Source organism: Cupriavidus alkaliphilus, from assembly GCF_014191175.1.
GTDB classification, from domain to species: domain Bacteria; phylum Pseudomonadota; class Gammaproteobacteria; order Burkholderiales; family Burkholderiaceae; genus Cupriavidus; species Cupriavidus alkaliphilus.
In genome coordinates this window covers 122,014-148,580 of sequence record NZ_JACHWE010000006.1, presented here as the reverse complement: position 1 = coordinate 148,580, position 26,567 = coordinate 122,014, and the positions used below count along the sequence as shown (strand labels likewise).

Genomic DNA, 26,567 nt, shown 5'->3' with positions numbered 1-26,567 from the left:
GGCGCGCTTACAGGGACTTGAGCAGGCCGAGCTTGGCCGCCTCGAACACGGCCTCGCCGCGCGAGCGCACCGCCAGCTTGCCGTAGATGTTCTTGATATGCGATTGCACGGTATGCACGCTCAACCCCAGGTAGCGGGCGGTTTCGGCATAGGTGTAGCCGCGCGAGATCAGGTCCAGGATCTCGTTCTCGCGCACCGACAGCGTTACCGCGCCGGAAGCCGGGCCGGAACCCGCGCCAGCGCCCGCATCGCGCGCCGCCGCCTCCGGCGGCGCGCCGCGCAGCCGGTTCACCACTTGGCGCGCAATCAGCGGGCTCATCGGCGAGCCGCCCGCGCGAAGTTCGCCGATCGAGGCGGCGATGCGGTCGGTGGTTTCATCCTTGAGCAGGTAGCCGATGGCGCCGGCCTCGATGCTGGCCAGCACATGCTGGTCGTCGCCGAACACCGTCACGACCATGCAGTCGCAGGCGGGATAGCGCTCGCGCGCGTTGCGGATCACGTCGATACCGCTGCCGTCGGGCAGGCCGAGGTCGCACAGCAGCACGTCGGGCTGATGCTGCGCCAGCCACGCCAGCGCCTCCGCCACGGTCGAGGCGCAGCCCGCCACCGCGGCATGCGCCGCATGCAGTTCGACGGCCTGCACCAGCCGGCGCAGCGCCAGGGGGTCGTCTTCGACGATGAGGACTCTTGTTGTGCTTGCCATGCCTGTATTCCCGAGCCAGCCGCGGTGCGGCCCCTGTGTTGCCGCGCGGTGCGCTGGCCGGGCAGGGTGCGCCGGCACGACGGCGGATTCTGACATATCCCGCCCGCGCGCGGACGGCCCGGCGGCCCCCCTTCAGGGTAAACGCCGCCGCCCGTACCGATCGCACGGCGGCACGCCGTTGCCCATCCCATATTCTGGGGAGGCGGTCTGGAACGAGCCGCTGGCGCTGCCGTTCGGGCCCTGCCCGCCAAGCCCCGTTCGGGGGATAACCGCCCGCTCTTTTCGACCGTTGCAGCGCTTTTGGCAGTTCTGTTGGATTTTGCAAGATGTACGCATACAATGCCCCGGCGTCAGCCGATAGAGCTGGCGGACCTGGAGAAGAAGCAAAATGCAGACGGGAAAACTGATGGCAGGGCTGGTCCTGGCCGGGTTGCTGGCCGGTTGTGAATCCATGGATGGCGCAATGTCTTCCATCAGCGGCGTGCTCGACGGCACCGGCGACGTGCTCAGCGGCGACTTCCGCATGCTGGCCGACCCCAAGCCGGCTTCGCTGGGCGACATCTGGGCCGACTGGAAGAAGAACGAAATCACGGCGAAGAAGAAGTGGGACTCGCAGGCCATCCTGGTGTCGGGCACGGTCTCGCGCATCACCAAGGTCGACGGCCTGAGCATCACCAATGACACCATCGCGGTCTACTTCAAGGACTCGGTCAATCCGCAGTGCACCGGCAAGGCGCTGATGCGCGATGCGATGCTGGTCAACCAGAAGAAGATCAGCAACCTGCAGACCGGGGACAAGATCAACGTGACCGGCGTGCTGGCGACCAGCGATTCCGAGTCGTACAACAGCAGCAACAAGGAATGCTATTTCGCCTTCGCCAAATCGAAGATCGAAGCGGCACCGGCAAGCACGGCAGCCACCAGCACGGCCGCCCCCTCGAAGGCCGCCACCAGCACCAAGTCGAAATCGACCAAGACCAGCAAGAAGTAAGCAGGCCGGGCGCGGAACGAGCGCCGGAGGCTGGCACGAACCAGTCACCGGCCCCATGCCCCCTGTGCCTGCTCCGCTGCGTGCAGGCCGCGCCACATGCCGCCGCCAAGGCTGCATCCCTTACACGCTCTGAAACGCTTGCACGGCCCCCCAGCCTTCCCGTTCCCGTCTGCCACGGGCCCGGGGCCATCGGCCGCACGGTACGAATCTTGCCCCTTGCTGATATCCGCCCGCGGTGCCCGGCGCGACTTTGCGCCGGCTTCCGCACATGGCGCTTACCTTGTCAGGAAATCAGCATGGGCTACTACTACGATGAGCGTGAAGCGCGCGACCAGCGCGAGCGCCGCCAGGCATGGGACGACGATGACTGGCAGCCGGAATCGGAACGCGACCGCTGGCAAGCGCAGCGCCGACGCCAGCAAATGACTCCGGGCCAGACCAGCTACGGCGGCCCTGCCCGCCCGGCCCGGGAATTCAACGAGCAGTATGGCGCCAGCCGCTACCCGGACTATCCCCGCGAAGGACGCTATGGCAGCGATCTGCGCTATGGCCTGAACGGCGGCTACGGCTGGGAACGCGCCGGCGAATGGCGCGACCCGCAGGCCTGGGAGCGCGACGACGAATACGCGGAGCAGCAGTGGCGCCAGAGCGCCGAACGCGCCCGCGAGCCGCGCGAGCATTATCAGCCGCGCGCGCTATGAGGGACGCGGATCGTCCCGCGACGAGGGCCGCGAGCGCTACTTCAGCGACCTGCGAAGCGACACCCGCTACTGGACGGAACCGGACGACGACGACGAAGCGCGCCGCTACGCGGCGCAGCACAGCCCCGGATACCGCCAATACGCAGAGCGGCGCGGCTGGGAAACCGATGACCGGCGCGAGGACGATCGCGACGACGACCACGAGCACGGCATGCTCTATAACCTCGGCCGCCGCATCGGCGAGGTGGTGGGCGACTGGTTCGGCACGCCGGACGAGCGCGAACGGCGCACCGGTCCGCGCGGCTACCAGCGCAGCGACGACCGCATCCGCGACCAGATCTGCGAGCGGCTGAGCTACGCGCGTGGCGTGGATGTCAGTGATGTCAGCGTCGACGTCAACGAAGGCGTGGTGTCGCTGACCGGCACCGTGCGCGACCGCGGCCAGAAGTACTACATCGAAGACATGGCCGACGGTACCTACGGCGTCAAGGAAGTCAACAACGACATCCGCGTGCGCCGCGACAGCGACCGCCCCGGCGAGTCGTCCGGCGGCGCCCGCAGCGCAGCCAGTTCGGGTAGCAGCCCGGGCAGCCCGGGTAGCGCGACCGCCACCACCGGCGGCAGCGCCACCAGCGCCACGACCGGCAGCACTTGGCGCGCATAAAGGCCAGCAGCCGGCGGAGGGTTCCGCCGGCTTTTTTTGAGGATCCCGTCAGCGCCCGCATCGCATGCCCGCGTCCAGGCTCAAGATTGCAACCTTCAACATCAACGGCATCCGCAGCCGCGTGGGCGCGCTGTGCCACTGGCTCGCGCGCGAGACACCCGACATCGTCTGCCTGCAGGAACTGAAGACCGCCGACGAGAGCTTTCCGGCGCGGGAGATCCACGACGCCGGCTACGGCGCGATCTGGCACGGCCAGAAGTCCTGGAACGGTGTGGCCATCCTGGCGCGCGGGGCGGAGCCCGTGGAAGTGCGCCGCGGCCTGCCCGGCGATCCCGACGACAGCCACAGCCGCTATCTGGAAGCAGCGGTTTCCGGCATGGTGATCGGCTGCCTCTACCTGCCGAACGGCAACCCGCAGCCCGGCCCCAAGTTCGACTACAAGCTGGCCTGGTTCGAACGGCTGATCGCGCATGCGCAGGAACTGTTCGACAGCGGCCACCCGGTGGTGCTGGCCGGCGACTACAACGTGGTGCCGACCGACCAGGACATCTACAACCCGCGCTCGTGGCGCAAGGACGCCCTGCTGCAGCCGGAAAGCCGCGAGGCATACGCGCGCCTGCTGGCGCAGGGCTGGACCGATGCGCTGCGCCGGCAGCACCCCGATGCGCCCATCTACACCTTCTGGGATTACTTCCGCCGGCACTGGCAGACCAACTCCGGCCTGCGCATCGACCACCTGCTGCTGAGCGCCGAGCTGGCGCCGCGGCTGCGCGACGCCGGCGTCGACCGCTGGGTGCGAGGCGAAGACCACCCCAGCGACCATGCACCGGCGTGGGTGGTGCTGGGCCCGGCGGCGCGGCGCAAGCGGGCGGGCTAGCCCGCGGCCTCCGCCACCAGCTTGTCGCGGATAAAGCCCAGGAAGGCGCGCACGCCCTCGGGCAGCGTGCGGCCCGCCAGCGTCTGCAGTTCGATCGCCCGGCTGCGCATGCCGCGTTCGCGGATGGTCGCGGCATGCAGCTCGCCGCGGCGCAAGCGGTCGCCCACGGTCACGCTGCCCGAGATCGACAGGCCGCCGCCGTGCAGCACGAAGCTGGTCAGGGTCTCGAAGTGGTTGGTCACCAGCACCGGCTCGAACACCATGCCGCGCTCGCCGCAGGCCAGGTCGAACAGCTGGCGCACGGTGTTGTCGCCCTCGGGGAGCGCCAGCGGGTACGGCTGCATCTGCGCCAGCGTGACGCTGCGAAAGCGTGCCAGCGGATGGTCGGGGCGCATGATGGCGATCACCGGCGCCGCCTGCCGGTGCGCGATGCGGATGCCCTGCTCGGCGGCGCGGCTGTAAGTGATGCCGATATCCGCGTCGCCATGCAGCACGATCCCGGTCACATCCGCCGGCGGCGCCACGCGCACGTGGAACTGCAGGCCCGGATAGCGCTGGCGGAACTCGGCGATGATGCGCGGCAGGAAGTCGATCGCAAACCCGGCGGAACTGGCCACGCGCACCCGGCCGCGGCGCAAGCCCTGCAGCGCGGCGATCTCGGACACCACGCGGTCGGCTTCCAGCGCGCCGCGCAATGCGTAGGCCGCCAGCAGCTCGCCGGCCGCGCTGGCCACCATGCCGCGCGGGCGGCGATCGAACAACGGCACGCCGAGCAGGGCCTCGAGCGCGGCGACCTGCCGGCTCACCGCCGACACGGTGACGCTGAGCCGCTGCGCCGCCTCGGTCAGCGAGCCGCTGCGGACCACTTCCAGGAAATAGCGCAGCGAGGTGTCCTGCAGGCGATGCGACAACATGGGGCGGGCTCCGGCCGGTTTGCGTTTTACGCAAGGATATTTGAAAAAATCGTCGATTGCGGGAAAGCACGCGTCGCCCGTATGCTGTTTCACGACAACACCGGAGACCCCGCGCCATGGCGACTGCCCAGACCCCCGCTGCTCCCACCGACACGATCACCAATCCGAACACCAATCCGATCACCGACCTCGATGCGGTCGCGCTGTCCGGCGCCATCCATGCTCGCGAGGTCTCCTGCGTGGAAGTGCTCGATGCCTTCCTCGGCCAGATCGACCGCCACAACCCCCGCGTCAACGCCATCGTCGCCCCGGTGGACCGCGACACGCTGCGCCGGCAGGCGCGCGGACTCGACGACGAACTGGCGCGCGGCGCCAGCCGCGGCCCGCTGCACGGGTTCCCGCAGGCGCCCAAGGACATCAGCCCGGCCGCTGGCATGGTCACCACCAAGGGCTCGCCGATCTTCGCCGGCCAGGTCAGCGACGCCGATGCCGTCATCTTCGAGCGCATGCGCGCCGGCGGCGCCCTCTTCATCGGGCGCACCAACTCGCCCGAATTCGGCCTCGGCGGCCATACCTACAACCCCGTCTACGGCATCACCCGCAACGCCTTCGATCCCGGCCGCTCCGCCGGCGGCAGCAGCGGCGGCGCCGCGGTGGCGGTGGCGCTGCACATGCTGCCGGTGGCCGACGGCTCGGACATGATGGGGTCGCTGCGCACGCCCGCGGCGTTCAACCATGTCTATGGGCTGCGCACCTCGGTCGGCTGCGTGCCGCACGGCCCGGGCGACGAAGTGTTCTTCCAGCAGTTCAGCGTGGCCGGGCCGATGGCGCGCAACGTGCCGGACCTGGCGCTGCTGCTGTCGGTGCAGGCCGGCTTCGATGCGCGCCTGCCGCTGACGCGCCGCAACGAGGCGCCCGGCACCTTTGCGCTGCCGCCAGAACGCGACTGGGCCGGCGTGCGCATCGGCTGGCTCGGCGACCTGGGCGGGCACCTGCCCACCGAAGCGGGCCTGCTCGACACCTGCGTGCAGGCCCTGGCGCACCTGCGTACGCTCGGCTGCGCCATCGACGCGGCCCTGCCCGACTTCGACCTGGAACGGCTGTGGCGTGCCTGGATCGACCTGCGCAGCTTCTCGGTGGCGGGCGCCAACGCGGCGCTGTACCACGACCCGGCCAGGCGCGCACTGCTCAAGCCCGAGGCAGTCTGGGAGATCGAACGCGGCCTGGCGCTGCCGGGCACGCGCGTGTACGAGGCCATGGCCGAACGCAGCGCGTGGTACCAGGCGCTGCGCGCGCTATTCGAGCGCTTCGACTACCTGGTGCTGCCGGCCGCGCAGGTGTTCCCGTTCGATGCCGGCTGGGACTGGCCGCATGCCATCGACGGCCGCGACATGGACACCTACCACCGCTGGATGCAGGCAGTGGTGCCGGCCACCATGGCCGGGCTGCCGGCGCTGGCCGCGCCCGCCGGCTTCGGCCCGCAGGGCCTGCCCGCCGGCCTGCAGATCATCGGCCCGGCGCAGGCCGACGCCGCGGTGCTGCAACTGGGCCATGCCTACGACCAGGCCGGCGGCTTCTCGCGCGTGCGCAGCCCCTGGCTGGGCTGAGCCGCACTGCCGGTCGATTCCGATTGCCTCCCATTCCTATAACTGCCGCAGGAGTGCCACGATGACTGCAATGCCCCCGAAGCTGTTTCTCGCCTGCGCCAGCGCCCTGGCCGCGGCGCTGTCCGCCGCGCCCGCCGCCCAGGCGCAAACGTGGCCGGAGCGCCCGCTGCGGCTGGTGGTGCCGTTCGCCGCGGGCGGCGCCACCGACGTGCTGGGTCGCCTGCTGGCCGTCGGCCTGGGCGAAAAGCTCGGCCAGTCGGTGGTGGTCGAGAACAAGCCCGGCGCCAGCACCGTGATCGGCGCCACCCAGGTGGCCAAGTCCGCGCCCGACGGCTACACGCTGCTGCTGGCAGCCAGCACCACGCTGACGCTGAACCCCGCGATCCGCCAGCAGCTGGGCTACGACCCCATCAAGAGCTTCACCCCGCTGGGCCTGGTGGCCGATATGAGCCTGGTGCTGGTCGCCAATCCCGACACGCAGATCGCCTCGCTGAAGGACCTGGTGACGCAGGCGAAGGCGAACCCTGACAAGTTCTCCTACGGCTCATTCGGCACGGGTTCCTCGGTCCACTTCGGCGCGGAAATGCTCAAGACCGCCACCGGCATCCGCATGGTGCACGTGCCGTTCAACGGCAGCGCCCCCAGCCTGACCGCGCTCGCGGGCGGGCAGGTACAGGTGGCCGTCGATACCGTGGTGGCCACCCTGCCGCTGATCAAGGGCGGCAAGATCCGGCCGGTGGCGGTGCTGTCGCCGCAGCGCCTGCCGGCCTTGCCGCAAGTGCCGACCGTCGCCGAAAGCGGCTATCCCGGCTTCCAGATGGGCACCTGGTTCGCGCTGATGGCACCGGCCGGCCTGCCCGCGCCGGTGCAGCAGAAGCTGGAAAAGGCGCTGGCCGACGTCGCCAACGCCCCGGCCACGAAGGCGCGCATGGTCGAGCTGGCATTGACGCCGGCTTATGGCAATGGGGCCGCGGTGAAGGCAAGGGTGGAAAAGGAGCTGCCGGAGATGCGGGCGGTGGCGGCGCGGGCGGATATTCGGGCGGAATAGTGGCGCGACAGGCGGGCTACCGGCCCGCTGCGGCTTAATCCTCCAGCACGCGCATCGTTCGCTCGCCCTCTGGTGCCAGTTGATGTAGCACCTTGCCCTTGAATACCGTCGCCTTCAGATCAGCCAGCACATCCTTGGCGCCGCCATAGGGGGCAAACACGTCGATCAGGAACGCCTTGTCGCCCGACTTCCAATCTCCGGGCGCCAATTGGTACGGCGGCCTGGCAAACCGCTCGACCACAGCGTCAGACAGGTAGGCCCAATTCTCGCCACCGTAGACGTTGATCAGGCGCAGTGGCTGAGTCAGGACGTTGCGCGAGGTATCGGCCATCATAGTAGCGCCTCTGCTCCTGGCCGTTGTCGTCGATCCACTTGAGATACAACTGACCGCCGTTATCGTTCAGGCGCGCCCCATCAGGATCGAAGATATAGCCGATGGTCGGCAGGCGCTGTGGAATGATGGCGTAAAGTGGGTAGCCGTTGGCATCCACCTGCTGAGCAAGCGACACTTGCAGGGCATCGACCAGGCTTTGCAGGATGTTGGCAGGGTCGCGCCGCCACCCTCGGCATCGGTGGTCTTGAGCACGTGAATGCTGCCGTCCGGATCCCACACAGCGGTGGCTTCACCTTCTAGCGTCGGAAGATCCTTGGCGAATACCGCTGAGCCGATCATCGTGACGGCTATCGCCGCAAAGGCTACAGGAGGGCAATAAGAGGTATATCCCGCAACGGCCATGCCAGCAGCCATAGCACTCAGCGCAGCGCCGGCGGTCTGGACGCCGTTGCCGTCCTCGATTGCCTTCAGCAGGGTGCCAACGCTGGCGACAAATGCCAGGGCACCAGCCACTTGCCCAACTGTGGCGGCGGTGTCCAGCAAGGACGCCGCGGAGCCCGACTCGGCCTGGAAGGCAACGATGCCTTGTTCTTTGAGCACATTGGCATACATGGCCGCAGCCTGACTGCCAAGGTTCAAGCTTGATGCGGCAATACCCAAGCCGTCCCCGTCCTGGATGGCATTGAGCAGGTTCATTCCCGCCGCTAGTGTGTTCAAGGCACCCGGTATGCCGTCGGGGAGGATTTTTCCCCCGCTAACGCTGTCGAGACTGGACAGCATGGCTGCGCTCGCAAGCGCGATGGCCGTAGTATCGCCGGACTCGATGGCTTGCATGAGAGATTGCAAGCTTTGCACGCTGCCCAGCACGTCTTGCAATGGCGCCGGGGATGAATCCGAGGAATCGGGATGGGAAGTGATATTGTCAGGTGTTGGGGCGGTATCAAGGTGGGGAAGCGAAGCGACCTCTGTGACTTCAATGAAGTCGAACGCGGTGGCCCCCTCAGGTGGAAGAAGGCCAAAAGCATGTTCAGGTACCGTGTCGCGTCGCGGCCGAAGTATGGCGTAGGCTTCTTCCGCCGTCATCTCGCCATTTCGTACGCGATTCTCTGCCTCAGCGCCCACGAGGCCATAGGCGACTATTTCGGCGGGAATGTCGAGCACGACATACTGCCCCCCAAATTCACCGGGCAACTCCAGTTCACTGATAAGCCCGGCCTTTCGCAGTTCCTGTATGGTTGGATCGTCCTTGGGGTATAGCATCTTGCAAATACCCTCGCCCGGCTTCATGACGCCGCCCTTGCCTTGCCCCCAGATTTCTTCTAGCGCCTTCTCGGCGGCGGGATTCGCTGCGCCGCCAGGGTTGGACAGAACTTTGCCGGTCACGGCACCCACCAGGCTATTGAAGCCTTCCGCACAAGCAAGCTGATTCGTAGCGTTGCTTGGCGTAATCCATTCGAGACCGGCCGAAAACACCGACTTGCCACCATCGATGGCGGAACCCAGTATCCCTCGTGCGGTACCGGTATCCCACTCTGTGTGGCCGTTGTCGTAATAGATCTTGCCGTCCAGCTTCACCGGATTCGCAGACTGGGGGAACAGCTTGTTGTCGATTGCGAATTGCTGGAACTCGCCGGCTCGCGCATTCAGCGCATCGCGGGTGATCTCCAGTTGATGGCGTTCCAGTGCCGACAGATTGGGATCGTTGCGCAGACGCGCTTCGTACTGCATCGCTTTCGCGTAGTCCTGCTTGGCGGTGTCCAGGAAGTCGTTGTATTGCTTGACAGCCCTTAGTTGGCTCAGCCGCGCCTGCCCGAATTGCGATGGGGATGCACCTGTATCTTCTAGCCGATAGATCGCCTGATCCCAATTCTTGAGCTCAGCTTTATATCGCGCTGCCTGACTCTGCCATTGCTGATTCTGCGTCGCCATTAGTTGTTCCCCAGCCCGAGCTTGACGCATTCCTCCAGTCGAGGAGTCCACGCTTCCAGCTTGCTTGCCAGTTCCAGATGACCAAGGGCCTTTGGCACTTGCAATGGATCTCGAAGCTGCGACAGGACTGTGCTCGCGTCAAGCAGGACCGCGTATCGTTTAGCAAAATGTTCCCAGCAGTACAGACGAATCCAATCCCTCTCATCTTTCGGGGAGAATTCAGTGAGATATGCCCAAATAGATAAAGCGCCGCCGTAGCCCTCCCGTTCGGCCCTAATCGCAAAATTGCTTCCAACAGGAATGTCCAGAGACATCCCTTGGCTTCCTGTCAGAAGAAGTCCACCAACTATTCGTAAGCATGCGGGGTGACCAATAGCTGCTCCCCGCTCCACGTATGAGAGCGCGGGGCTTATATACTTGGCTTCTTTACCCTTTTTATCTCTGTCAATTAGCCGCCAGTACAAGCACATGGCGCCAGCATCTCCGCCATCCGCTAATTCGGTAAGTCGCGCCAGTGGCTTCTTTACGGAATAGCGAATACCGGTGGACGGCTGGAGAACCTGTAACGCGATATACGCCAGCTCATACCCGTCCTGAGCCATGGCCATCCAATCAGCCTCACGGCGATTTGTGCCGTCGTTGCCCATGTACTTTGGCGAGCCCGTGTTCCACGCATACAGCTCGTTGAACAGGTCCCGTTCATACGCCGCTCTCTTTTCTCGCGAAAGCTGCTTCGCCTTCTCGTAGTCAAATGGGGGGAGATCGTGGCGCTCTTGGGCGTGCGCCCAGAGCGCGACCGATGCAAGAATGATTGAGCCAGCAAGCAACGCTGCATCAAGCAACCGACGATTCTTGACGAGTCTCATTGGTGAGCGACCAAACACTCTGCATTGCCCCTTCGATTATCTTTCGTTACTACAACAACCGCTTTTCATGGATGCACGAATTCCCCCGCCCACGGCAGACCGGGTCATCGTTGGCTGGCAACCTTCGTTGCGTCTCCACAGCGAAATCGATTCGACATTCTTGCTCTCCTAGCGCACTCATCCAAGGCCACCAGCGATCCGAAACTAGGGTGGAGCGCTAGAACACACCTCCGAGAATCCGGGCGTAACTAATCCTACCAAATCCAATTCCCGGACCATGCGGGAATATTCCCCAAGAACCATCAGAATATTCGGAATATAAATAATAAAATCAGAATTTAAATTCTCTAATATCGATCAGGGATCGGGTCCGGCGCTGGGCCACAGCAGGATATCGCAGTCGATTTGGCCTACTCCCTTGTTTATGGCAATTTTTCACATTTTCCGGTGAGATGTCCTGCGGCGACGGGCCCTGGAACACCAGCAGCACGCAATCGGCGGGTGGTCGTTCAGCTTGATGTCGGCCTCGCCCTCGAATGGGGTCGTCGCCGAGCCGGAACAGTCGGTATCAGGAATGGAGTTGTCGAGGGCGAGTTGCTCGCTAGCATGCGATCCCTATTGGTATGGCGTCACCCGGCTTCATGACGCCCCCCTTGCCTTGCCCCCCGATTTCTTCTAGCGCCTTCTCGGCGGCGGGATTCGCTGCGCCGCCTGGGTTGGACAGAACTTTGCCGGTCACGGCACCCACCAGGCTATTGAAGCCCCCCGCACAAGCAAGCTGATTCGTAGCGTTGCTTGGCGTAATCCATTCGAGACCGGCCGAAAACACCGACTTGCCACTATCGATGGCGGAACCCAGTATCCCTCGTGCGGTACCCGGTATCCCACTCTGTGTGGCCGTTGTCGTAATAGCGGTGTCAACAAAGTCGTTGTACTGTTTAACCGCTGCCAGTTCATTCAGGCGGGCTTGAGCGATTTGCTCCGGCGCTGCACCGGATCGCGCCAGGTCCGCTACCTTTTTGTCCCATGCCGCAAGCTGTGCATCTAGTCGTACTTTCTCACTTTGCCAATGGGCAACCGGTCCAGCCATTAGCGATCTCCAAGCTTAAGAGCAATGCACTCATCCAATGTCGGATGCCAAGCTTCGAGCCTGTCGGCGAGAATCCGACTCTCGGGCATTTCCGTTTGATTCCTCAGTTCGCGCAAGACGCTTTTAGGATTGGCATAGGTGCTGTATTGGCTGGCATGTATCTGCCAGCAGTAGTACCTCATCCATTCCATAGCGCTAACTATCTCCTGTCGGGCAGGTATACAGCTATTGAGCCGGCTCCGTCATATCCCGCCCGTTCCGCCTTGACGGAAGCATCGAATCCTGCCGGCACGTCCTTTGGAAATCCCTGGATGCCATTCATAAGGAAGAATCCGACGCGACTCAGGCACGCCGGATGCCCGATTTCCGCACCGCGCCGCCAATACGCACGGCCTTGTTCCCTGTACTCGTCTCGCTCCCGCTCCGACCCCACGTTGCTGAGAAATGGGTACATGCACATGGCGCTTGCATCTCCGCGATCAGCCAACTCCGTAAGTCGGGCCAGGGGCTTCCTTGCCGCGTAGCGAATGCCAGTGGACGGCTGAAGAACTTGCAGCGCGATGTACGCCAGTTCATAGCCGTTCTGTGCCATGCTCATCCAATCCGCCTCACGCCGGTTGGTTCCGTCCTTGCCCATGTACCTTGGCGTACCAGTGTTCCAATAATCCAGTTCGTTGAACAGACTTCGTTCGTATTCCACCCTCTTTTCCGCCGCGGGTACCAGTTGAGTCGGCGATAGCAGCCACGATCCCTGCACAGTGGGCGGCCTGACCGGCGGGGTGGCGCGTCCGGGCATGACTGCGTTGCCGCAAAGGCCACTAGTGTCCGAGAGCGGCTACTCTGCGCCAGCAACCAAGGTGCGCATGTCGATCTGGCGCTAACTCCGACCTGGAGAAATAGCGCGGCGGTGATGGGGCGGGTAGAAGGAGACTTGCCCGAGATGCGCACAGTGGCGGCGCGGGCGGATATTCGGGCCGAGTAAGTCCAGCATGGGGCAGCAAGCGGCCTGCCCCCTATGCCACATGCGCCCCGAACCCCACCGTCCCCGGCGCAACCTCCTCATGCAGCGTCAACTGCGGAATCCGGTAGTCCCCCGCGTTCTGCCGTCGGAACGGGATCGGAGCGGTTGTCCACAGGGTATCCAGCCGCTGGCCAAGTTCCTCGCGAATCTCCCCAAAGCGCGCCTCATCAACCTTGCTGGTCCGGTACACCAGGTACGGCGGCAGCACGTCGAAGCCGGGGTAGTGCAGGATGCCGTGGTGGATCGGGAACAGGATGTCGTCGATCGGGCCGTTGATGCCGCGCGCGCTGTAGTGCGACTCCCAGCCCCCGGCGGTGACGATCAGCATTGCGCGCTTGCCGGCGAGCGTGCCTTCGCCATAGCGGTCGCCCCAGCGCTGGTCCGAGTGCTCGCCGACGCCGTAGGCAAAGCCGTAGGCATAGACGCGCTCGACCCAGCCCTTCAGGATGGCGGGCATCGAAAACCACCACAGCGGGAACTGCAGGATCACGGCGTCGGCCCAGCGCAGCTTGTCCTGCTCGCGTGCGATGTCATCGCTCTGCAGCCCGTTGTCGAAGGCATGCTTCGAATCCAGCGACGGGTGGAATGGCGCGTCGGCCTTGGGAACCTTCGAATCCGAGGCGTCGAGCTGCGGCTTCCATTGCATCGCATACAGGTCCGAAAGCTGGACTTCGTGGCCGGCGTCGCGCAAACGCTGCACGGCAAAATCGCGGATGGCGCCGTTGAGCGAGCGCGGTTCGGGGTGGGCATAGACCAGCAGTACTTTCATGTCGGTGGCTTCACAAGTTCTGGGTGAAGCCAGCATAGGCCGTGGTCCGGTATATTAGAAATGAATATCCTATATTCCAGGTATTGTCATGACTAATTCCGCGACCAGCCTGAGGCGGCTCGACCTGAACCTGCTGCTGACCCTCGACGTGCTGCTGTCCGAGCACAACGTGACCCGCGCGGCCGGGCGGCTGCATCTGTCGCAGCCTTCGGTCAGCGTCCACCTGGCCCGGCTGCGCGACCACTTCGGCGATCCGTTGCTACTGCCGGGGCCGCGCGGCATGCGCCCTACCGCCAGGGCGGAAGCGCTGCGCGAACCATTGCGCGAAGCGCTGGCCGCACTGGCGCAGGCGGTTTCCGCCGACACACCGTTCGACCCCGCCACGTCGACCCATACCTGGCGCGTGGCGGCGACCGACTATGGCGAATCGACCATCGTGCTGCCCGCGCTGCAGGGGCTACGCAAGGCCGCGCCCGGCGCGCGGCTGGCGGTGGTCGAGATGGTGCCGACGCGCATCGCCCGGCAGGCCGAGCGCGCCGAGCTGGACCTGGCCTTCCACACCACCGACGGCTCGCCGCCGGCGCTGCACCGGCGCGCGCTGTTTACCGAACGCTATGTGCTGGCGGGCCGCGCCGGCCATCCGCGGCTGAAGCGGCGGCCTACGCTGGCGCAGTTCTGCGCGCTCGAGCATGTGATCGTGTCTCCGGACGGCGGCGGCTTCCAGGGTGTCACCGACGAGGCACTGGCCCGGGCCGGGATGCAGCGGCGCGTGGTGCTGTCGGTTCCGCACTTCCTGTTTGTCGCGGCGGCGCTGGCCGGCACCGACCTGGTGGCGATGCTCCCCGAGCGGCTGGTGCGCGGCGCCCCGGCATTGCGCGCGGTGGCGCCGCCGGTCGAGGTGCCCGGCTACGAAATGTCGATGCTGTGGCCCGAGCGCGTGCATCGCGATCCGGCGCACCGATGGCTGCGTGAACACATCGCCACATCGGTCTAAGGGCCGCCGTCACCTCGTTTTGCATACAAAACTGGAATACAATCAACGCTTTCAACGTTGCGGCCTGGCCAAGCCAGCCGCCCAGTTTTGGAGGAGATCATGACGTTTTCGGAAACCGGCCTGACGTCCCGCCACGTGGCCGCGCTCGCGCCGATCGAGGACTACCTGCAGGGCCATATCACCGGCAAGGCCGAATTCATGTACAAGGCCTTCGCCGCCGACGCGCGCATCATCTCGTTCCGCGACGGCAAGCTGCACTCGCTGACGGTGGAGGAATTCGCCACGGCGCGCTGCCCCGGCCATCCGGCCGCGGACGAAGCGCAGCGCAAGCGCTTCATTACGCAGTTCGACGTGGTCGGCAATGCCGGCGTGGCCAAGGTGGTGCTGGAATACCCGGGCGTGACCTTCACCGACTACATGACGCTGCTCGAGATCGACGGCGTCTGGAAGATCGTCAACAAGACCTTCAGCGCCGCGGCGCGCTGAGTCCGGACGACATCCCCGGGGCTGCCGCGGCTCAGGCGGGCAACACCGCTGTCGCTTCGATCTCGAACAGCATGTTGTCCAGCGCCAGCCGCGGCACCGGGATCAGTGTGCACGCCGGCGTCGGCCGGTCGCCCCACATCTCGCGCAGCGCCGCGCCGAAGGTGCGCAGGCGGTCGTGCGAATGGTCCACCACCAGCACCGTAAGCTTGGCCACGTCGCCGACGTCGGCACCGGCCGCCTGCAGCGCAATGCGCAGGTTGTGCATGGCGCGCGCCACCTGGCGCGGAAAATCGAGCGGCAGGCAGCCCGCCGCGTCCTCCCCACCCTGCCCCGAGACATAGACGATGCGGACCGGGCCTTCGACCAGGGCCACGTGCGAATAGCCGTTGGGCCGCGGGTCATACAGGCCGTCGGGGTTGAGCAGGCTCAGCGAATCATTGGGACGGGCGAAGGGCACGGCCGGCGCCACCGGCAAGGCGGGCATGGCAGGCGAGCGCAGGGACGAGGGCGAGAACGGAAACATGGTCATCGGCTTGTGGAAGGCATCTCGGACAGAGGAGCCGCCAGTATCAAACCTCAAGTTAGGTTAAGGTCAAGCGCGGCCATGGTGGTAGCATGGGCATTCCTGCGTTCCAGCACTGCCTGCCTTTGCCATGGCTTCCAAGCAACCGCCCGCCACGCCGCGCCGGCGCCGCCCCGCGCCCGCGGAAGAACTGCTCTCCGTCGGTGAAGTCTCGGCGCGCACCGGCATTGCGGTGTCCGCCCTGCATTTCTATGAAGCCCGCGGCCTGATCGCCAGCTCCCGCAGCGGCGGCAACCAGCGCCGCTATGCGCGCGCCGTGCTGCGGCGCCTGGCGGTGATTCGCGTGGCGCAGCGCATGGGTCTGCCGCTGGCGGTGATCGCCGACGCCATGCGCAAGCTGCCCGATGGCCGCGCGCCGACCGTGGCGGACTGGCGCAAGCTGTCCGCCAGCTGGCGCGACGACCTCGACGAACGGATCCGCACGCTGACGCAATTGCGCGACCAGCTGGACGGGTGCATCGGCTGCGGCTGCCTGTCGCTGAAGGCGTGTCCGTTACGCAATCCGCATGACGCGCTGGCGGGCGAAGGGCCGGGGCCGCATTTTGCGGACTGAGGCCGCGCGGCCGCAGCCTTGCCGGCTTACTTGAAGGTCTCGAGGTACGCCAGCAGATCGGTGATCTGCTGATCGTCGCCCAGTCCCCAGAACCGCATCTTCGTGCCCGGCACGACCTTGCCGGGCGCACGGACGAAGGCGCGCAGCGTGTCATGCGACCACACCACCTTCGAGGCGCGCATCGCGTCCGAATACTGGAAATCCGTCGTGCTGCCGGCCGTGCGGCCGAAGATCCCGTTCAGCTGCGGACCAAAGCCCGCGCGCGCATTGCGACCGACGTGGTGGCACGAGGCGCAGCGCGTCGCAAACAAGGCCTTGCCGGCCTGGAGATCGGCGGCGGCGGCAGCGGAAGGATTGGCGGTGGAAGCGATCAGTGCCAGCAGGATGGCGGCGTTACGGCGCATGTGCAGCTTGGATGGGAAATACCTTGGGGCAGGGTTGGCATGATACAGGCCGCGCCGGCACGCGGCAGCCCGACCAGGGGTTACACCGCGTCACACTTGCAACACTTCGCGCGCCCCATATTACAGCCCGCCCCCCTACAGTGAGCCCATGTCCAACGCCCCTTGGGAGGCAGCCATGAAACGAATCTTCGCAATGGCGGTAGCAGGTGGTGCAATGCTGGTGGCCAGCGCTGGTGCTTACGCCGGTGTGAATATCGATATCGGCATCGGCGTGCCTGGCGTGGTGGTGGCGCAGCCGGCGCCGGTCTACCATCCGGCCCCGGTCTATGCGCCGGCGCCGGTGTATGCGCCCGCACCGGTGGCCTATGCGCCGCGCCCGGTCGTGGTGGCCCCGCGCCCCGTGGTGGTGGCGCCGGTGCCGGTGCGCTACGACCATGACCGCGGCTATCGTCGCGCCTACTATCGCGGCCATTACCGCGATGGCTACCGCGACGGCTACCACGATCACCGCCGCGAGTGGCGCGAGCGCGAATGGGCGCGCCGCCATGGCGACCACGATGACCACGGCCGCGGCCACGGTCGCCGCTGGGACTGAGCGCCGCCACAACGCGGCGGGCGGGCGCGCGGCCACCGGCTGAAGCGTCCGCCTGCAAGGTTTCGCCAGTCAGGCTACCCTGTCGGCAATTTCCAATCCGGGCCGGGGCCATGGCCTCGCCCCGTCCATGCCCAGGAGCAGCCATGCCACAACCCCTCAAGATCGACTTTGTCTCCGACATCGCCTGCCCCTGGTGCGCCATCGGCCTGTCTTCGCTGCAGCTGGCGCTGCAGCGCGTGGGCGATGCGGTCGACGCCGAGATCGTCGTGCATCCCTTCGAGCTGAATCCCGGCATGCGCCCGGAAGGCGAGGCCATCGTCGACTATCTCGGCCGCAAGTACGGCCGCACGCCGGCGCAGATCGCCGAAACCCAGGCGATGATCCGCGAACGCGGCGCCGCCGTGGGCTTTGCCTTTGGCCCGCGCACCCATGTCTACAACACTTTCGACGCCCACCGCCTGCTGCACTGGGCCGGGCTCGAAGGCAAGCAGCTGCCGCTGAAGCAGGCGCTGCTGCGCGCCTACCATGCGGACGGCAAGGACCCGAGCAACCATGACGTGCTGGCCGGCGCGGCCCAATCCGTCGGCCTCGATGCGGCCACGGCACGCAAGGTGCTGGCGGGCGACGACTATGCCGACGCGGTGCGCGCGGAAATCGAGGCATACCAGCGCATGGGCATCCAGTCGGTGCCGTCGATCATCTTCAACGACCGCTACCTCGTGACCGGGGGCCAGCCGGTCGAGGCCTTCGAGCAGGCCATCCGCGATATCGCTGCCGAGGCCCGGCAGGCGCAAGGCTAGCTGCATTGGCCGCCCGCCAAGGCAAGTGGCCCGCCCGGGATCCCGGGCGGGCCACTGCGCTTTGGCGCGACAACCGGTCAGCGCGCCGCCGGCTTCATCCCGACGGTGATGGCATCGGCCGCGCGCGGCGTGCGCGTGGCCAGCCCCAGCACTACCTGCCAGGCGAACGACACCGCGCCGACGATAAACACCACGTCGCCGAACGTGCGCATCCAGCGCAGCGTCTGCAGGATGGGCTGCTGCATGAAGGCCTCGCTGCGCGCGTACCAGGTGCCATGCTCGACGCTGGCCAGGAACTGGATGATGCCGATCGGCAACAGACTGGTGCCGATCATCAGCACCAGGCCGACGTTCAGGCCCCAGAACGCGGTCTTCATCAGCGCCGGGCTGAGACGGTAGGCCGGACGCACGTAGCGCAGCACCAGCAGCGTGAAGCCCAGCGCCAGGAAGCCGTAGACGCCGAACAGCGCGGCATGGGCATGGACCGGCGTGGTGTTCTGGCCCTGGATGTAGTAAAGCGCGATCGGCGGGTTGATCATGAAGCCGAACACGCCCGCGCCCAGCATGTTCCAGAACGCCACCGCAACAAAGCACATCAGCGGCCACTTCAGGTCGGCCATCCACGGCGCGCACCGCTTCAGGCTCCAGTTCTCCCAGGCCTCATGGCCCAGCACGATCAGCGGCACCACTTCGAGCGCGCTGAAGGCGGCGCCCACCGCCATCACCGGCGTGGTGGTGCCGGCAAAGTACAGGTGGTGGAAGGTGCCGGGAATCCCACCCAGCATGAACAGCGAGGCCGACGCCAGGCTGGCCGCGGTGGCCATGGGGCGCGACACCAGGCCGAGCGTGGAGAAGATGAAAGCCAGCGCCGTGGTGGCGAAGACCTCGAAGAAGCCCTCCACCCACAGGTGCACCACCCACCAGCGCCAGTACTCCATCACCGTCAGGCTGGTGCGCTCGCCATAGGCCAGGCCGGCGCCATAGAACAGGCCGATCGCCACCACCGACGAAGTCAGCAGCGCCAGCAGGTTGCGGTCGGTGCCGCGCGCGCGCAGCGCCGGCAGGATGCCGCGCATCATCAGCACCAGCCAGATCACGATGCCGGCGAACTTGCCGATCTGCCACAGCCGGCCCAGGTCGACATACTCGTAGCCCTGGTGTCCGAGCCAGAAGTTCAGATGAGCCGGCAGCTTCTGCGCGATGGCCAGGTAGTTGCCGGTAAACGAGCCCACCACCACGACCACCAGCGCCCAGAACAGGACATCGACACCCAGCCGCTGGAACTTCGGGTCCTTGCCGCCGTTGATCAGCGGCGCCAGGAACAACCCCGCGGCGAGGAAGCCGGTGGCGATCCAGAACAGCGCGCTCTGGATATGCCAGGTGCGCACCAGCGCGTACGGGAACCACTGCGACACGTCGATGCCGTAGAACTTCTGGCCTTCGACGGTGTAGTGCGCGGTGAAGCCGCCCAGGAACACCTGGAACACGAACAGCGCCACCACCAGGAACAGGTATTTGCCCAGCGCGCGTTGCGACGGCGTCAGCGCCACCGACAGCAGCGGGTCGCGCGCCGGCGCCTGCGGCGGCGTTTCTTCCTTGCCGCGCAGGAAGGCCCACGCCCATACCAGGAAGCCGACGCCGGCCAGCAGCACCACCACGCTGATCACCGACCACACCACGTTTTCGCTGGTGGGCTGGTTGCCGATCAGCGGCTCGTGCGGCCAGTTGTTGGTGTAGGTGGCCTCGTGGCCCGGGCGCGCGGTCGATGCGGCCCACGCGGTCCAGAAGAAGAAGTGCGTCAGCTGCTGGCGGCGCTCGGCGCTCGGCAGCGTGTTCTCCTTCATTGCGTAGTGCTCGCGCGTGGTGTGCAGCGCCGGCGCGTCGGAGAAGAGCTGGTCGTAGTAGGCGGCGGTATCGGCAATAGCCTGCGCGCGGCGCTTCGACACGGTCAGCACGGTGCTGTCCGGATCGGCGGCATTGCCGCGGTACTCGGTGCGCAATTGCTCGCGCAAGGCGGCCTGCGCCGGTGCCTCGAGCTGCGCGAAGGCGCGGCCGTGGCCATCCTGCGCGGCCAGCTCCAGCCACGCGGTCAGTTCGCGGTGCAGCCAGTCGGCGGTCCAGTCCGGCGCCTGGTAGGCGCCATGGCCCCAGATCGAGCCGAGCTGCATGCCGCCGACGGACTGCCATGCGGTCTGGCCGTCGAGGATGTCGTCGCCGCTGAACAGCATGCGGCCCTCGGCCGTGACCACCTTGGCCGGAATGGGCGGGGCCTGCCGGTACACCTCGACGCCGTAGTAGCCGAGCAGGGAGAACGTGACCGCCAGCACGGCGATCAGCAGGAACCAGAGTTTGCGGTAGGGACCCATGATGCGAAGTCGTTAAGGGTGGTGTCGGGCGGGCTCAGGCGTGCGCCGAGCAGCCGCAGCCGTTGGCCTGCGCCGGTGTCGGCGCGGTCGCGGAAGCGGTGGCCGCCGCGCCTTCGAACAGCACGTTGTTTTCCAGGTGGATGTGTTCCATCAGGTCTTGGCGCAGCGTGCGCAGGCCCAGGTAGAGCGCGCGCCAGGTATTGCAGGCCGCGCGCGGCAGCGTGATGTCGTCGGTCAGCTCGGCCAGCCGCTGCAGGGCCACGCCGTGGTCGTCGTGCTCGGCGCGCATCACCGCGATCGGGCGGCTCGCGGCGGCGTGCAGCCCGCGCAGCAGCATCGGGAACAGCACCTGCTCTTCCTTCTGCATGTGGGTTTCCAGCTCGCCCAGCATCTCGCTCAGGTGGTCGGCCAGGCCCAGCGGGCACTCAGACCGTTCGCCGTGGACCTGCTCGACCCGCCGTGCCAGTCGGATCAGCTCGGGCAACTGCTCGCGATGGCGGGCGTGGAAACGCACCAGGATATGCTCGATCAGCACCGCGGGCGCGGCCGTATTCCAGTCTTGCGCCGACGGATCGGCCTCGTCCTGCAGCGCGTGCAGCTGTGCGGCGATGGCGGCCACGGCAGCGGCATCGAGCCCCTTCTGCTGCGCGGCGTCGCGCAGGGTCTGCTTGCCCCCGCAGCAGAAGTCCAGCCCGTGGTCGTGGAAGATGCGGGTGGCACCGGGGATCTGGCGGGCCAGCTGGCCCAGCGAGTGGTCTTGCAACGTCATGGCGGTTTCTCCGTGTGGAAGTGATGACCGCCTGACATACGCGAGCAGCGTGCCAGAAAAAAACCTCTTTGAATCAAGGCCTTGTAATATCGTGGGTATTAATTACCCTATACTTGTCACGGTACTAATTACCCTTAACGGTGTTTTCAACCATGCTCCCCGGCGCCATGTACCCCGATCTCCTCGCCGACCTGGTCATCGATTTGCCGCACGCGGTGCGCCTGCAGCGGCTGGTCAGCGCGTTGCGCATGCATTTCCGTTGCGGCGCGGTGGCGCTGCTGCGGCTGGAGGAAGACCACCTGCGCCCGGTGGCGGTCGACGGCCTGGTGCGCGACGCACTGGGCCGGCGCTTCGCGGTGGGCCTGCATCCGCGCCTGGCCGCGATCCTGGCGCGCCGCGGCGTGACCTGCTTCCATCACGACAGCATGTTGCCGGACCCGTACGACGGCCTGATCGACGAGCATGTGGGCGAGCCGCTGCCGGTGCATGACTGCATGGGCACCCGGCTTGAAGTGGACGGTCAGCCCTGGGGCGCGCTGACGCTGGATGCGCTGACGGTCGGCACCTTCGATGGCGCGGCCCAGGCCGAATTGCAGCGGCTGACGATAATCGTGGAGGCCGCCGTCCGCACCACCAGGCTGGAGGGCGAGATCCGCGCGCTGCAGCTCGCGCGCGGCACGCCGGAGTCCGAGGAAGGAACGGCCCCGCACGACATCGGCGCCGAGATCATCGGCCAGAGCGAGGCCATCGCCAACCTGCTGCATGAGCTGGAAGTGGTGGCCGACACCGACCTGCCGGTGCTGCTGCTGGGCGAGACCGGGGTGGGCAAGGAGCTGTTCGCGCACCGCCTGCACCGCCAGTCGCGACGGCGCGCGCAGCCGCTGGTGCATGTCAACTGCGCCGCGCTGCCGGAATCGCTGGCCGAGAGCGAGCTGTTCGGCCACGCGCGCGGCGCCTTCTCCGGCGCCACCGGCGAGCGCCCGGGGCGCTTCGAGGCCGCCGACGGCGGCACCCTGTTTCTCGACGAGGTGGGCGAGCTGCCGCTGGCGATCCAGGCCAAGCTGCTGCGCACGCTGCAGAACGGCGAGATCCAGCGGCTGGGCTCGGACCGCCCGCGCCGCGTCAATGTGCGCGTGATCGCCGCCACCAACCGCAACCTGCGCGAGCACGTGCGCGACGGCTCGTTCCGCGCCGACCTGTACCACCGCCTGTCGGTCTACCCGATCCCGATCCCGCCGCTGCGCGAGCGCGGCAACGACGTGCTGCTGCTGGCCGGGCGCTTCCTCGAGCTGAACCGTGCCCGCCTGGGCCTGCGCAGCCTGCGGCTGTCGGGCGGCGCGCAGGACGCGCTGCGCCACTACCGCTGGCCTGGCAACGTGCGCGAGCTGGAACACGTGATCAGCCGCGCCGCGCTGCGCGCGGTCAGCCGCGGCGCGGGCCGCAATGACATCGTGACGCTGGAGCCGGAGCTGCTCGACCTCGACGGCCTGGAGTTGCCGCCGGCCGCGCAGGCCGGCACCGGCGCGGCCAGCGCGCCCGCCACGCCGGCGCCGGCCGCGGGCATCACGCTGCGCGATGCCGTCGAGCACACCCAGCGCGCCTGCATCGAGCAGGCCCTGCGCGACCACGGCGGCAACTGGGCGCAGGCGGCGCGCCAGCTCGGCATCGACGCCAGCAACCTGCACAAGCTGGCCAGGCGGCTGGGATGCAAGTGAAGTGCACCGGAACGGGGTCCGGGTGCCGCGGCATGGCAAGTCGCGCCATTACCGCATAAGCTGATCCGGATGCCCACGCCGGGCGCCATCCTCGTGTGCAGCAACTGCCGCCCACTGCGCGCACGACCCGCCACTGGAGAATCCCCGTGATGATGACCGCAACGCAAATCTTCTGGCCGCCGGTGTTCTGGCCCTTTCCCGCCGTCTACGCCGGCGCGCCGCAGCTGGATCCGATGCAGGCCGACCTGGCCGGGATCTGGCACCGCATGGCCGAACTCAACCTGGACTTCACCCGCACCCTGTTCGAGAACATCCAGTTCGACGCCGTGGGCACGATGATGGAGCCTGATCCCGAAGCCCGCTACGCGCGCGAAATCGCCAGCGAGGTGCCGCTGCTCGGCGCTTCGCTGCATTACGCCTCGTCCATGCTGGAGCTGTATGCGCGCGCGCAGCAGAAATGGATCGACGGCTGGGGCCACCTGCTGACGCGCGGCATGGGGTTCGAGTGGCCGGGCCTGCAGCAGGACGTTGTCGACATCCCGTTCTGGCTGGTGCGGGAAACCCCCGGACGGGCCTGACCGGCTCCTGCCACGGTTGCGGCGCGGCTGACCCGGCGGCGGCCGCGCGGCCGCTGTTGCATCGGCGCACCCGCTGACAAGCCGGCGATGCCGCCCGGTATCATGCTGGCTGACGAGATCGCGGAGCGCACGCAACCGGCGTGCGCCTGGCCGGGCGGCGGCACCAATGCCCGGGTCTCGAAGACGCGCGCCGCCTTCAATGCCCTCATATTCGCTGGTTCTCCTGCTTACCGTCGCCGTGGTTGCCTGCATCGGCATGGCCATCGCCACCTGGCCGCGGCGCGACGATCCGACCGTGCAGGCCTTCCTGGTGCTGGCCGCCGGTGCGGCCACCTGGAGCGGCGGCCGCCTGCTCGAGATCAGCTCGACCGGCCTCGAGGGGCGCATCCTGTGGGCCAAGATCCAGTACCTTGGCATCGTCGCCGTGCCGATCGGCTGGCTGGTGGCGATGGTGCACCTGAGCCGCCCGCGCTACGTGGTGCCGTGGTCCCGGCTGTGGCTGCCGGTGCTGGCGGCGGTGGTCACGGTGGTGATGGTCTTTACCAACGAGCGCCACGGCCTGGTGTGGCCGCGCATCACGCTGATGCCGCCCGGCGTGCTGCCCGGCGCGGTGTTCGACCATGGCATCGGCTATGCCGTGGTGGCGGCGTGGTCGTACCTGCTGCTGGCGCTGAGCCTGTATTTCCTGGTCACGGCCGAGGTGCCCAACGGCACCTTGTCGCGCCGCGGGCGCGCGATCCTGGGCGCGGGCCTGGCCCTGCCGCTGGTGGCCAATGTCGCCTATCTCAACCGCTGGACCGGGCCGCTGGGCGGTGACCTGACCCCGGCGACGTTTTCGCTGATGGCGGCGCTGGTGTGGTTCTGCGGACTGCGCACGCATCTGGACGATATCGGCCACTACGCGCGGCTGCGCGTGTTCGATGCGCTCAGCGAGGGCTGCGTCATCGTCGACGGCCATGGCGCCATCGTCGAATTCAACCCCGCCGCGGCGAAGCTGTGGCCGGCGCTGCGTCGCGGCGACCCGCTGCCCGCAGGCTGGGACACAGCACTGCGGCGCTCTCCTGGCGAGCGCCCGGCCGACGGCGCGGCCGTTCCGTTCGTCCCGCCGGGCGCGCCGTTCGAGCTGACCGGCGAAGCCGTCGCGCGCCTGGACGGCAGGCAGATGGGCAGCCTGCTGTTCCTGCGCGACATCAGCCGCTTCCAGTCGCGCGAGCTGGCGCTGAGCGCGCGGCTGGGCCAGACCGAAGAGCAGCTGTGGCAGGTGCAGGCGGACCTGGACATCGACGCCCTGACCGGCATCCGTAACCGCCGCTACTTCCAGCGCGAATCGATCGCCGCCGTGACGCGCGCGTGCGAGCGCGGCCTGCCGCTCGGGCTGCTGATCCTGGACGTGGACCAGTTCAAGCAATACAACGACCTGCATGGCCACATGGCCGGCGACGATTGCCTGCGGCAGATCGCCGGCGCCCTCAGCGGCGTGCTGCACGGCGAGCAGTTCTGCGCGCGGCTGGGCGGCGAGGAGTTCGCCGCGGTGCTGCCCGGCGCGAGCCGTGACGAGACCCGCGAGATCGGGCGCCGCATGGTGTCCGCGGTGCGCGAGCTGGGCATCGCGCACCAGGGCACGCCGGTGCAGCCGGTGGTGACCATCAGCGTGGGCGCGGTCTGGGCCGTGCCCGAAGCGCCGCGGCTGGAGCCGCTGCTGCACCGCGCCGACAGCGCGATGTACCGCGCCAAGCGCGCCGGCCGCAACCGCTTCATGCTGGACGGCGACGCCTGAGCCGTGCTCAGGATGCGGCGCCGGCCCGTCCCACGGTGGCACCGTGCAGCGCCACCAGCCGTGCCGCGGCCTGGCTGACCCACGCGGGCCGTGGCGCGGCATCGAGCCAGTACTTGACCTCCAGCCCCAGCGCGGTATCGCCGCTGATGACCAGCCGGCGCTGGAAGAACAGCGTGTCGGTGTCGGCCTCGCCGCCCAGCAGGCGCAGGTAGTCCACCGCGCACGCACGCAGCGTCAGCGCAGGCTCGGCGTCGGTGCTGCCGGCGCGGAAGCGCCCGCCTTCGCAGCGGAACGGCACGGCCAGCTCCAGGTCCTGCACCGTCAGCAGGAAGTCATGCCCGTCCAGTGCCGCGGGCGGCTCCAGCCAGCCGGCGCGGCGCGCCAGCTCCAGCGCGGCGACCAGCGGCAGCGCCCGCGCGCGTGCCGGCAGGCGCCGGTGCACGCCGGTCATCAGCTTGCGCAGCGCGCTCATGCCGGGGCCTCCCAAGCGATGCCGGCCCGGCCGTGCCAGTAGCCATTGCATGGCTCGGCACCCGCCGGCGTGATGCCGCTGGCGGCGGGCGCGCGTTGTCCGGCGCGGATCGCCGCCAGCTGCTGCACCACCGCGAGCGTGCCCGACGAATGCGGGCTGACGCGCAGCATTCCCACCCCCATCCGGGCCATTTCCAGCGCCTCGGCGCACAGGTCCAGGCAGGTGGCGCTCTGCGTCTGCACCCCGTTCAGCGTGAAAAACGCTTGCCCTTCGCCGGTCGCGGCGACCAGGCCATCGGGATAGTCCATGCAGCGGAATTCGCAGCTGTCCTTGCGCAGGCGATGGTGGCGCGCGGTAAAGCAGCGCGCCGAGAATGCCAGCGGCAGGCGGCCCCAGACAAAGGCTTCCAGCTGCGTGCCGGCGGGCCGCGCCGCCGCCAGCGCGGCCAGCGTGGCGCCGTCCATCTCCACCGGCGCGACGCAGCCAACCGCGCCCAGTCCGGCGAGCCATGCCAGCGTATCGGCATGGTAGGCGTTCAAATGCGGGCCGCCGACGAAGGGCCGCCCGCCCATGCAACGCACCGCGCCGGGGTCGTTGGCCTCGACCAGGTAGTCGTCCTGCGCGCACACGCGCCGCATCCAGGCGATATCGGTATCGGACTCGACCAGCACCGGCGTGGACAGCACCACCTCCTTGCCGGCAGCGCGCAGCATCTGCGCAATCTCCAGCCATTGCGGATAGCGGATTTCATGGCGGCGCGTGCAGACGGTTTCGCCCAGGTAGACGCGGTCGACCGGCGCCTCGGCGACCGAAGCATAGAACTGCAGCACGGCCTCGCGCGGCCAGTAGTACAGCAGCGGACCGAGGGCGATGCCGAAGCCGGGCATCGCGGCGGCGCGCGGCATCGCGGCCGCGGCGGTGTAAGGCATGGAAAGCTCCATCGTGGCCGGCATGTCCCGCA

General features: G+C 67.4%; 28 protein-coding genes. 14 read left to right on the top strand and 14 right to left on the bottom strand.

Annotated elements, in window-relative coordinates:
• Positions 1-7 precede the first annotated feature (7 nt).
• Entirely contained in the window at positions 8-703 is a 696-nt protein-coding gene (locus tag FHX60_RS20845) for a response regulator (protein WP_183284471.1), read from the bottom strand.
• Between the two features lie 463 nt (positions 704-1,166).
• On the opposite strand from FHX60_RS20845, the gene FHX60_RS20840 reads away from it, so the two are divergent.
• The 4 genes from FHX60_RS20840 to xth all read left to right on the top strand — a co-directional run bounded on the left by FHX60_RS20840 (position 1,167) and on the right by xth (position 3,936).
• Positions 1,167-1,694, top strand: coding sequence for an OB-fold protein (locus FHX60_RS20840; protein WP_244981343.1), 528 nt, complete (start codon positions 1,167-1,169; stop codon positions 1,692-1,694).
• 296 nt (positions 1,695-1,990) lie between these two features.
• The gene (locus FHX60_RS28000) at positions 1,991-2,395 is read left to right on the top strand and encodes a hypothetical protein (RefSeq protein WP_260164310.1); all 405 of its coding nucleotides are present in this window, start codon (positions 1,991-1,993) and stop codon (positions 2,393-2,395) included.
• Positions 2,396-2,606: 211 nt separating this feature from the next.
• The gene (locus tag FHX60_RS27995) at positions 2,607-3,059 is read left to right on the top strand and encodes a BON domain-containing protein (RefSeq protein ID WP_260164309.1); all 453 of its coding nucleotides are present in this window, start codon (positions 2,607-2,609) and stop codon (positions 3,057-3,059) included.
• Positions 3,060-3,123: 64 nt separating this feature from the next.
• Positions 3,124-3,936 (top strand): exodeoxyribonuclease III, encoded by an 813-nt coding sequence (xth, locus tag FHX60_RS20830; RefSeq protein WP_112775822.1) that lies wholly within the window; start codon positions 3,124-3,126, stop codon positions 3,934-3,936.
• Here the strand turns inward: xth and FHX60_RS20825 are convergent.
• Entirely contained in the window at positions 3,933-4,850 is a 918-nt protein-coding gene (locus tag FHX60_RS20825) for a LysR family transcriptional regulator (RefSeq protein ID WP_112775821.1), read from the bottom strand. The genes xth and FHX60_RS20825 overlap by 4 nt on opposite strands.
• A 116-nt stretch (positions 4,851-4,966) precedes the next feature.
• Here FHX60_RS20825 and FHX60_RS20820 point away from each other — a divergent pair, with 116 nt between their 5' ends.
• Both FHX60_RS20820 and FHX60_RS20815 read left to right on the top strand, forming a co-directional pair.
• Positions 4,967-6,457 carry an amidase gene (locus FHX60_RS20820; RefSeq protein ID WP_221210087.1) on the top strand — a complete coding sequence of 497 codons (1,491 nt, stop codon included), beginning with the start codon at positions 4,967-4,969 and terminating at the stop codon, positions 6,455-6,457.
• A 61-nt stretch (positions 6,458-6,518) separates the two neighbouring features.
• Positions 6,519-7,505 carry a Bug family tripartite tricarboxylate transporter substrate binding protein gene (locus FHX60_RS20815; RefSeq protein ID WP_112775820.1) on the top strand — a complete coding sequence of 329 codons (987 nt, stop codon included), beginning with the start codon at positions 6,519-6,521 and terminating at the stop codon, positions 7,503-7,505.
• 34 nt (positions 7,506-7,539) lie between these two features.
• On the opposite strand, the gene FHX60_RS20810 is transcribed toward FHX60_RS20815, so the two are convergent.
• The 6 genes from FHX60_RS20810 to FHX60_RS20785 form a co-directional block, all read right to left on the bottom strand.
• Positions 7,540-7,839 carry a toxin-activating lysine-acyltransferase gene (locus FHX60_RS20810; RefSeq protein WP_260164306.1) on the bottom strand — a complete coding sequence of 100 codons (300 nt, stop codon included), beginning with the start codon at positions 7,837-7,839 and terminating at the stop codon, positions 7,540-7,542.
• A 66-nt stretch (positions 7,840-7,905) separates the two neighbouring features.
• Positions 7,906-9,768: a hypothetical protein gene (locus FHX60_RS20805; RefSeq protein ID WP_183284470.1), complete on the bottom strand. Its 1,863-nt coding sequence runs from the start codon at positions 9,766-9,768 to the stop codon at positions 7,906-7,908.
• A complete protein-coding gene (locus tag FHX60_RS20800; RefSeq protein WP_146748201.1) occupies positions 9,768-10,634 on the bottom strand; it encodes a hypothetical protein in 867 nt (288 codons plus the stop codon). Before FHX60_RS20800 ends, FHX60_RS20805 begins: the two co-directional genes overlap by 1 nt.
• 601 nt (positions 10,635-11,235) lie before the next feature.
• Positions 11,236-11,724 carry a hypothetical protein gene (locus tag FHX60_RS20795; RefSeq protein WP_146748200.1) on the bottom strand — a complete coding sequence of 163 codons (489 nt, stop codon included), beginning with the start codon at positions 11,722-11,724 and terminating at the stop codon, positions 11,236-11,238.
• Between the two features lie 199 nt (positions 11,725-11,923).
• A complete protein-coding gene (locus FHX60_RS20790) occupies positions 11,924-12,424 on the bottom strand; it encodes a hypothetical protein (RefSeq protein ID WP_183284469.1) in 501 nt (166 codons plus the stop codon).
• 313 nt (positions 12,425-12,737) lie between these two features.
• Positions 12,738-13,514, bottom strand: a complete 777-nt coding sequence (locus FHX60_RS20785; RefSeq protein WP_183284468.1) for an NAD(P)H-dependent oxidoreductase — start codon at positions 13,512-13,514, stop codon at positions 12,738-12,740.
• A gap of 88 nt (positions 13,515-13,602) precedes the next feature.
• On the opposite strand from FHX60_RS20785, the gene FHX60_RS20780 reads away from it, so the two are divergent.
• Positions 13,603-14,508 carry a LysR family transcriptional regulator gene (locus FHX60_RS20780; RefSeq protein WP_183284467.1) on the top strand — a complete coding sequence of 302 codons (906 nt, stop codon included), beginning with the start codon at positions 13,603-13,605 and terminating at the stop codon, positions 14,506-14,508.
• 99 nt (positions 14,509-14,607) lie between these two features.
• Positions 14,608-14,994, top strand: a complete 387-nt coding sequence (locus tag FHX60_RS20775; protein ID WP_183284466.1) for a nuclear transport factor 2 family protein — start codon at positions 14,608-14,610, stop codon at positions 14,992-14,994.
• A gap of 31 nt (positions 14,995-15,025) precedes the next feature.
• Here the strand turns inward: FHX60_RS20775 and FHX60_RS20770 are convergent, their stop codons facing one another.
• Positions 15,026-15,478, bottom strand: a complete 453-nt coding sequence (locus FHX60_RS20770) for a RidA family protein (protein WP_181487034.1) — start codon at positions 15,476-15,478, stop codon at positions 15,026-15,028.
• 169 nt (positions 15,479-15,647) lie between these two features.
• On the opposite strand from FHX60_RS20770, the gene soxR reads away from it, so the two are divergent.
• Positions 15,648-16,130, top strand: a complete 483-nt coding sequence (soxR, locus tag FHX60_RS20765; RefSeq protein WP_183284465.1) for a redox-sensitive transcriptional activator SoxR — start codon at positions 15,648-15,650, stop codon at positions 16,128-16,130.
• Positions 16,131-16,156: 26 nt separating this feature from the next.
• On the opposite strand, the gene FHX60_RS20760 is transcribed toward soxR, so the two are convergent.
• On the bottom strand, positions 16,157-16,534 hold the full coding sequence (locus FHX60_RS20760; protein WP_183284464.1) for a c-type cytochrome: 378 nt from the start codon (positions 16,532-16,534) through the stop codon (positions 16,157-16,159).
• Between the two features lie 175 nt (positions 16,535-16,709).
• On the opposite strand from FHX60_RS20760, the gene FHX60_RS20755 reads away from it, so the two are divergent.
• Together FHX60_RS20755 and FHX60_RS20750 are read left to right on the top strand one after the other, a co-directional pair.
• Positions 16,710-17,129, top strand: coding sequence for a hypothetical protein (locus FHX60_RS20755; RefSeq protein WP_181487022.1), 420 nt, complete (start codon positions 16,710-16,712; stop codon positions 17,127-17,129).
• A 143-nt stretch (positions 17,130-17,272) separates the two neighbouring features.
• The gene (locus tag FHX60_RS20750; RefSeq protein ID WP_183284463.1) at positions 17,273-17,929 is read left to right on the top strand and encodes a DsbA family oxidoreductase; all 657 of its coding nucleotides are present in this window, start codon (positions 17,273-17,275) and stop codon (positions 17,927-17,929) included.
• Between the two features lie 77 nt (positions 17,930-18,006).
• Here the strand turns inward: FHX60_RS20750 and FHX60_RS20745 are convergent, their stop codons facing one another.
• Entirely contained in the window at positions 18,007-20,295 is a 2,289-nt protein-coding gene (locus tag FHX60_RS20745; protein ID WP_183284462.1) for a nitric-oxide reductase large subunit, read from the bottom strand.
• A 34-nt stretch (positions 20,296-20,329) separates the two neighbouring features.
• Positions 20,330-21,064 carry an iron-sulfur cluster repair protein YtfE gene (gene ytfE / locus FHX60_RS20740; RefSeq protein ID WP_112775806.1) on the bottom strand — a complete coding sequence of 245 codons (735 nt, stop codon included), beginning with the start codon at positions 21,062-21,064 and terminating at the stop codon, positions 20,330-20,332.
• A 152-nt stretch (positions 21,065-21,216) separates the two neighbouring features.
• Here ytfE and norR point away from each other — a divergent pair, with 152 nt between their 5' ends.
• The 3 genes from norR (at position 21,217) to FHX60_RS20725 (ending at position 25,134) form a co-directional block, all read left to right on the top strand.
• The gene (norR, locus tag FHX60_RS20735) at positions 21,217-22,779 is read left to right on the top strand and encodes a nitric oxide reductase transcriptional regulator NorR (protein WP_375790545.1); all 1,563 of its coding nucleotides are present in this window, start codon (positions 21,217-21,219) and stop codon (positions 22,777-22,779) included.
• A gap of 149 nt (positions 22,780-22,928) precedes the next feature.
• Entirely contained in the window at positions 22,929-23,357 is a 429-nt protein-coding gene (locus FHX60_RS20730; RefSeq protein ID WP_112775804.1) for a polyhydroxyalkanoate granule-associated phasin, read from the top strand.
• A 199-nt stretch (positions 23,358-23,556) separates the two neighbouring features.
• Positions 23,557-25,134, top strand: a complete 1,578-nt coding sequence (locus FHX60_RS20725; RefSeq protein WP_183284460.1) for a histidine kinase N-terminal 7TM domain-containing protein — start codon at positions 23,557-23,559, stop codon at positions 25,132-25,134.
• Between the two features lie 7 nt (positions 25,135-25,141).
• Here the strand turns inward: FHX60_RS20725 and ubiT are convergent, their stop codons facing one another.
• A complete protein-coding gene (ubiT, locus tag FHX60_RS20720) occupies positions 25,142-25,606 on the bottom strand; it encodes a ubiquinone anaerobic biosynthesis accessory factor UbiT (RefSeq protein ID WP_183284459.1) in 465 nt (154 codons plus the stop codon).
• Positions 25,603-26,535 (bottom strand): U32 family peptidase, encoded by a 933-nt coding sequence (locus FHX60_RS20715; protein WP_183284458.1) that lies wholly within the window; start codon positions 26,533-26,535, stop codon positions 25,603-25,605. The genes ubiT and FHX60_RS20715 overlap by 4 nt, the downstream gene beginning before the upstream one ends.
• Positions 26,536-26,567: the final 32 nt, after the last annotated feature.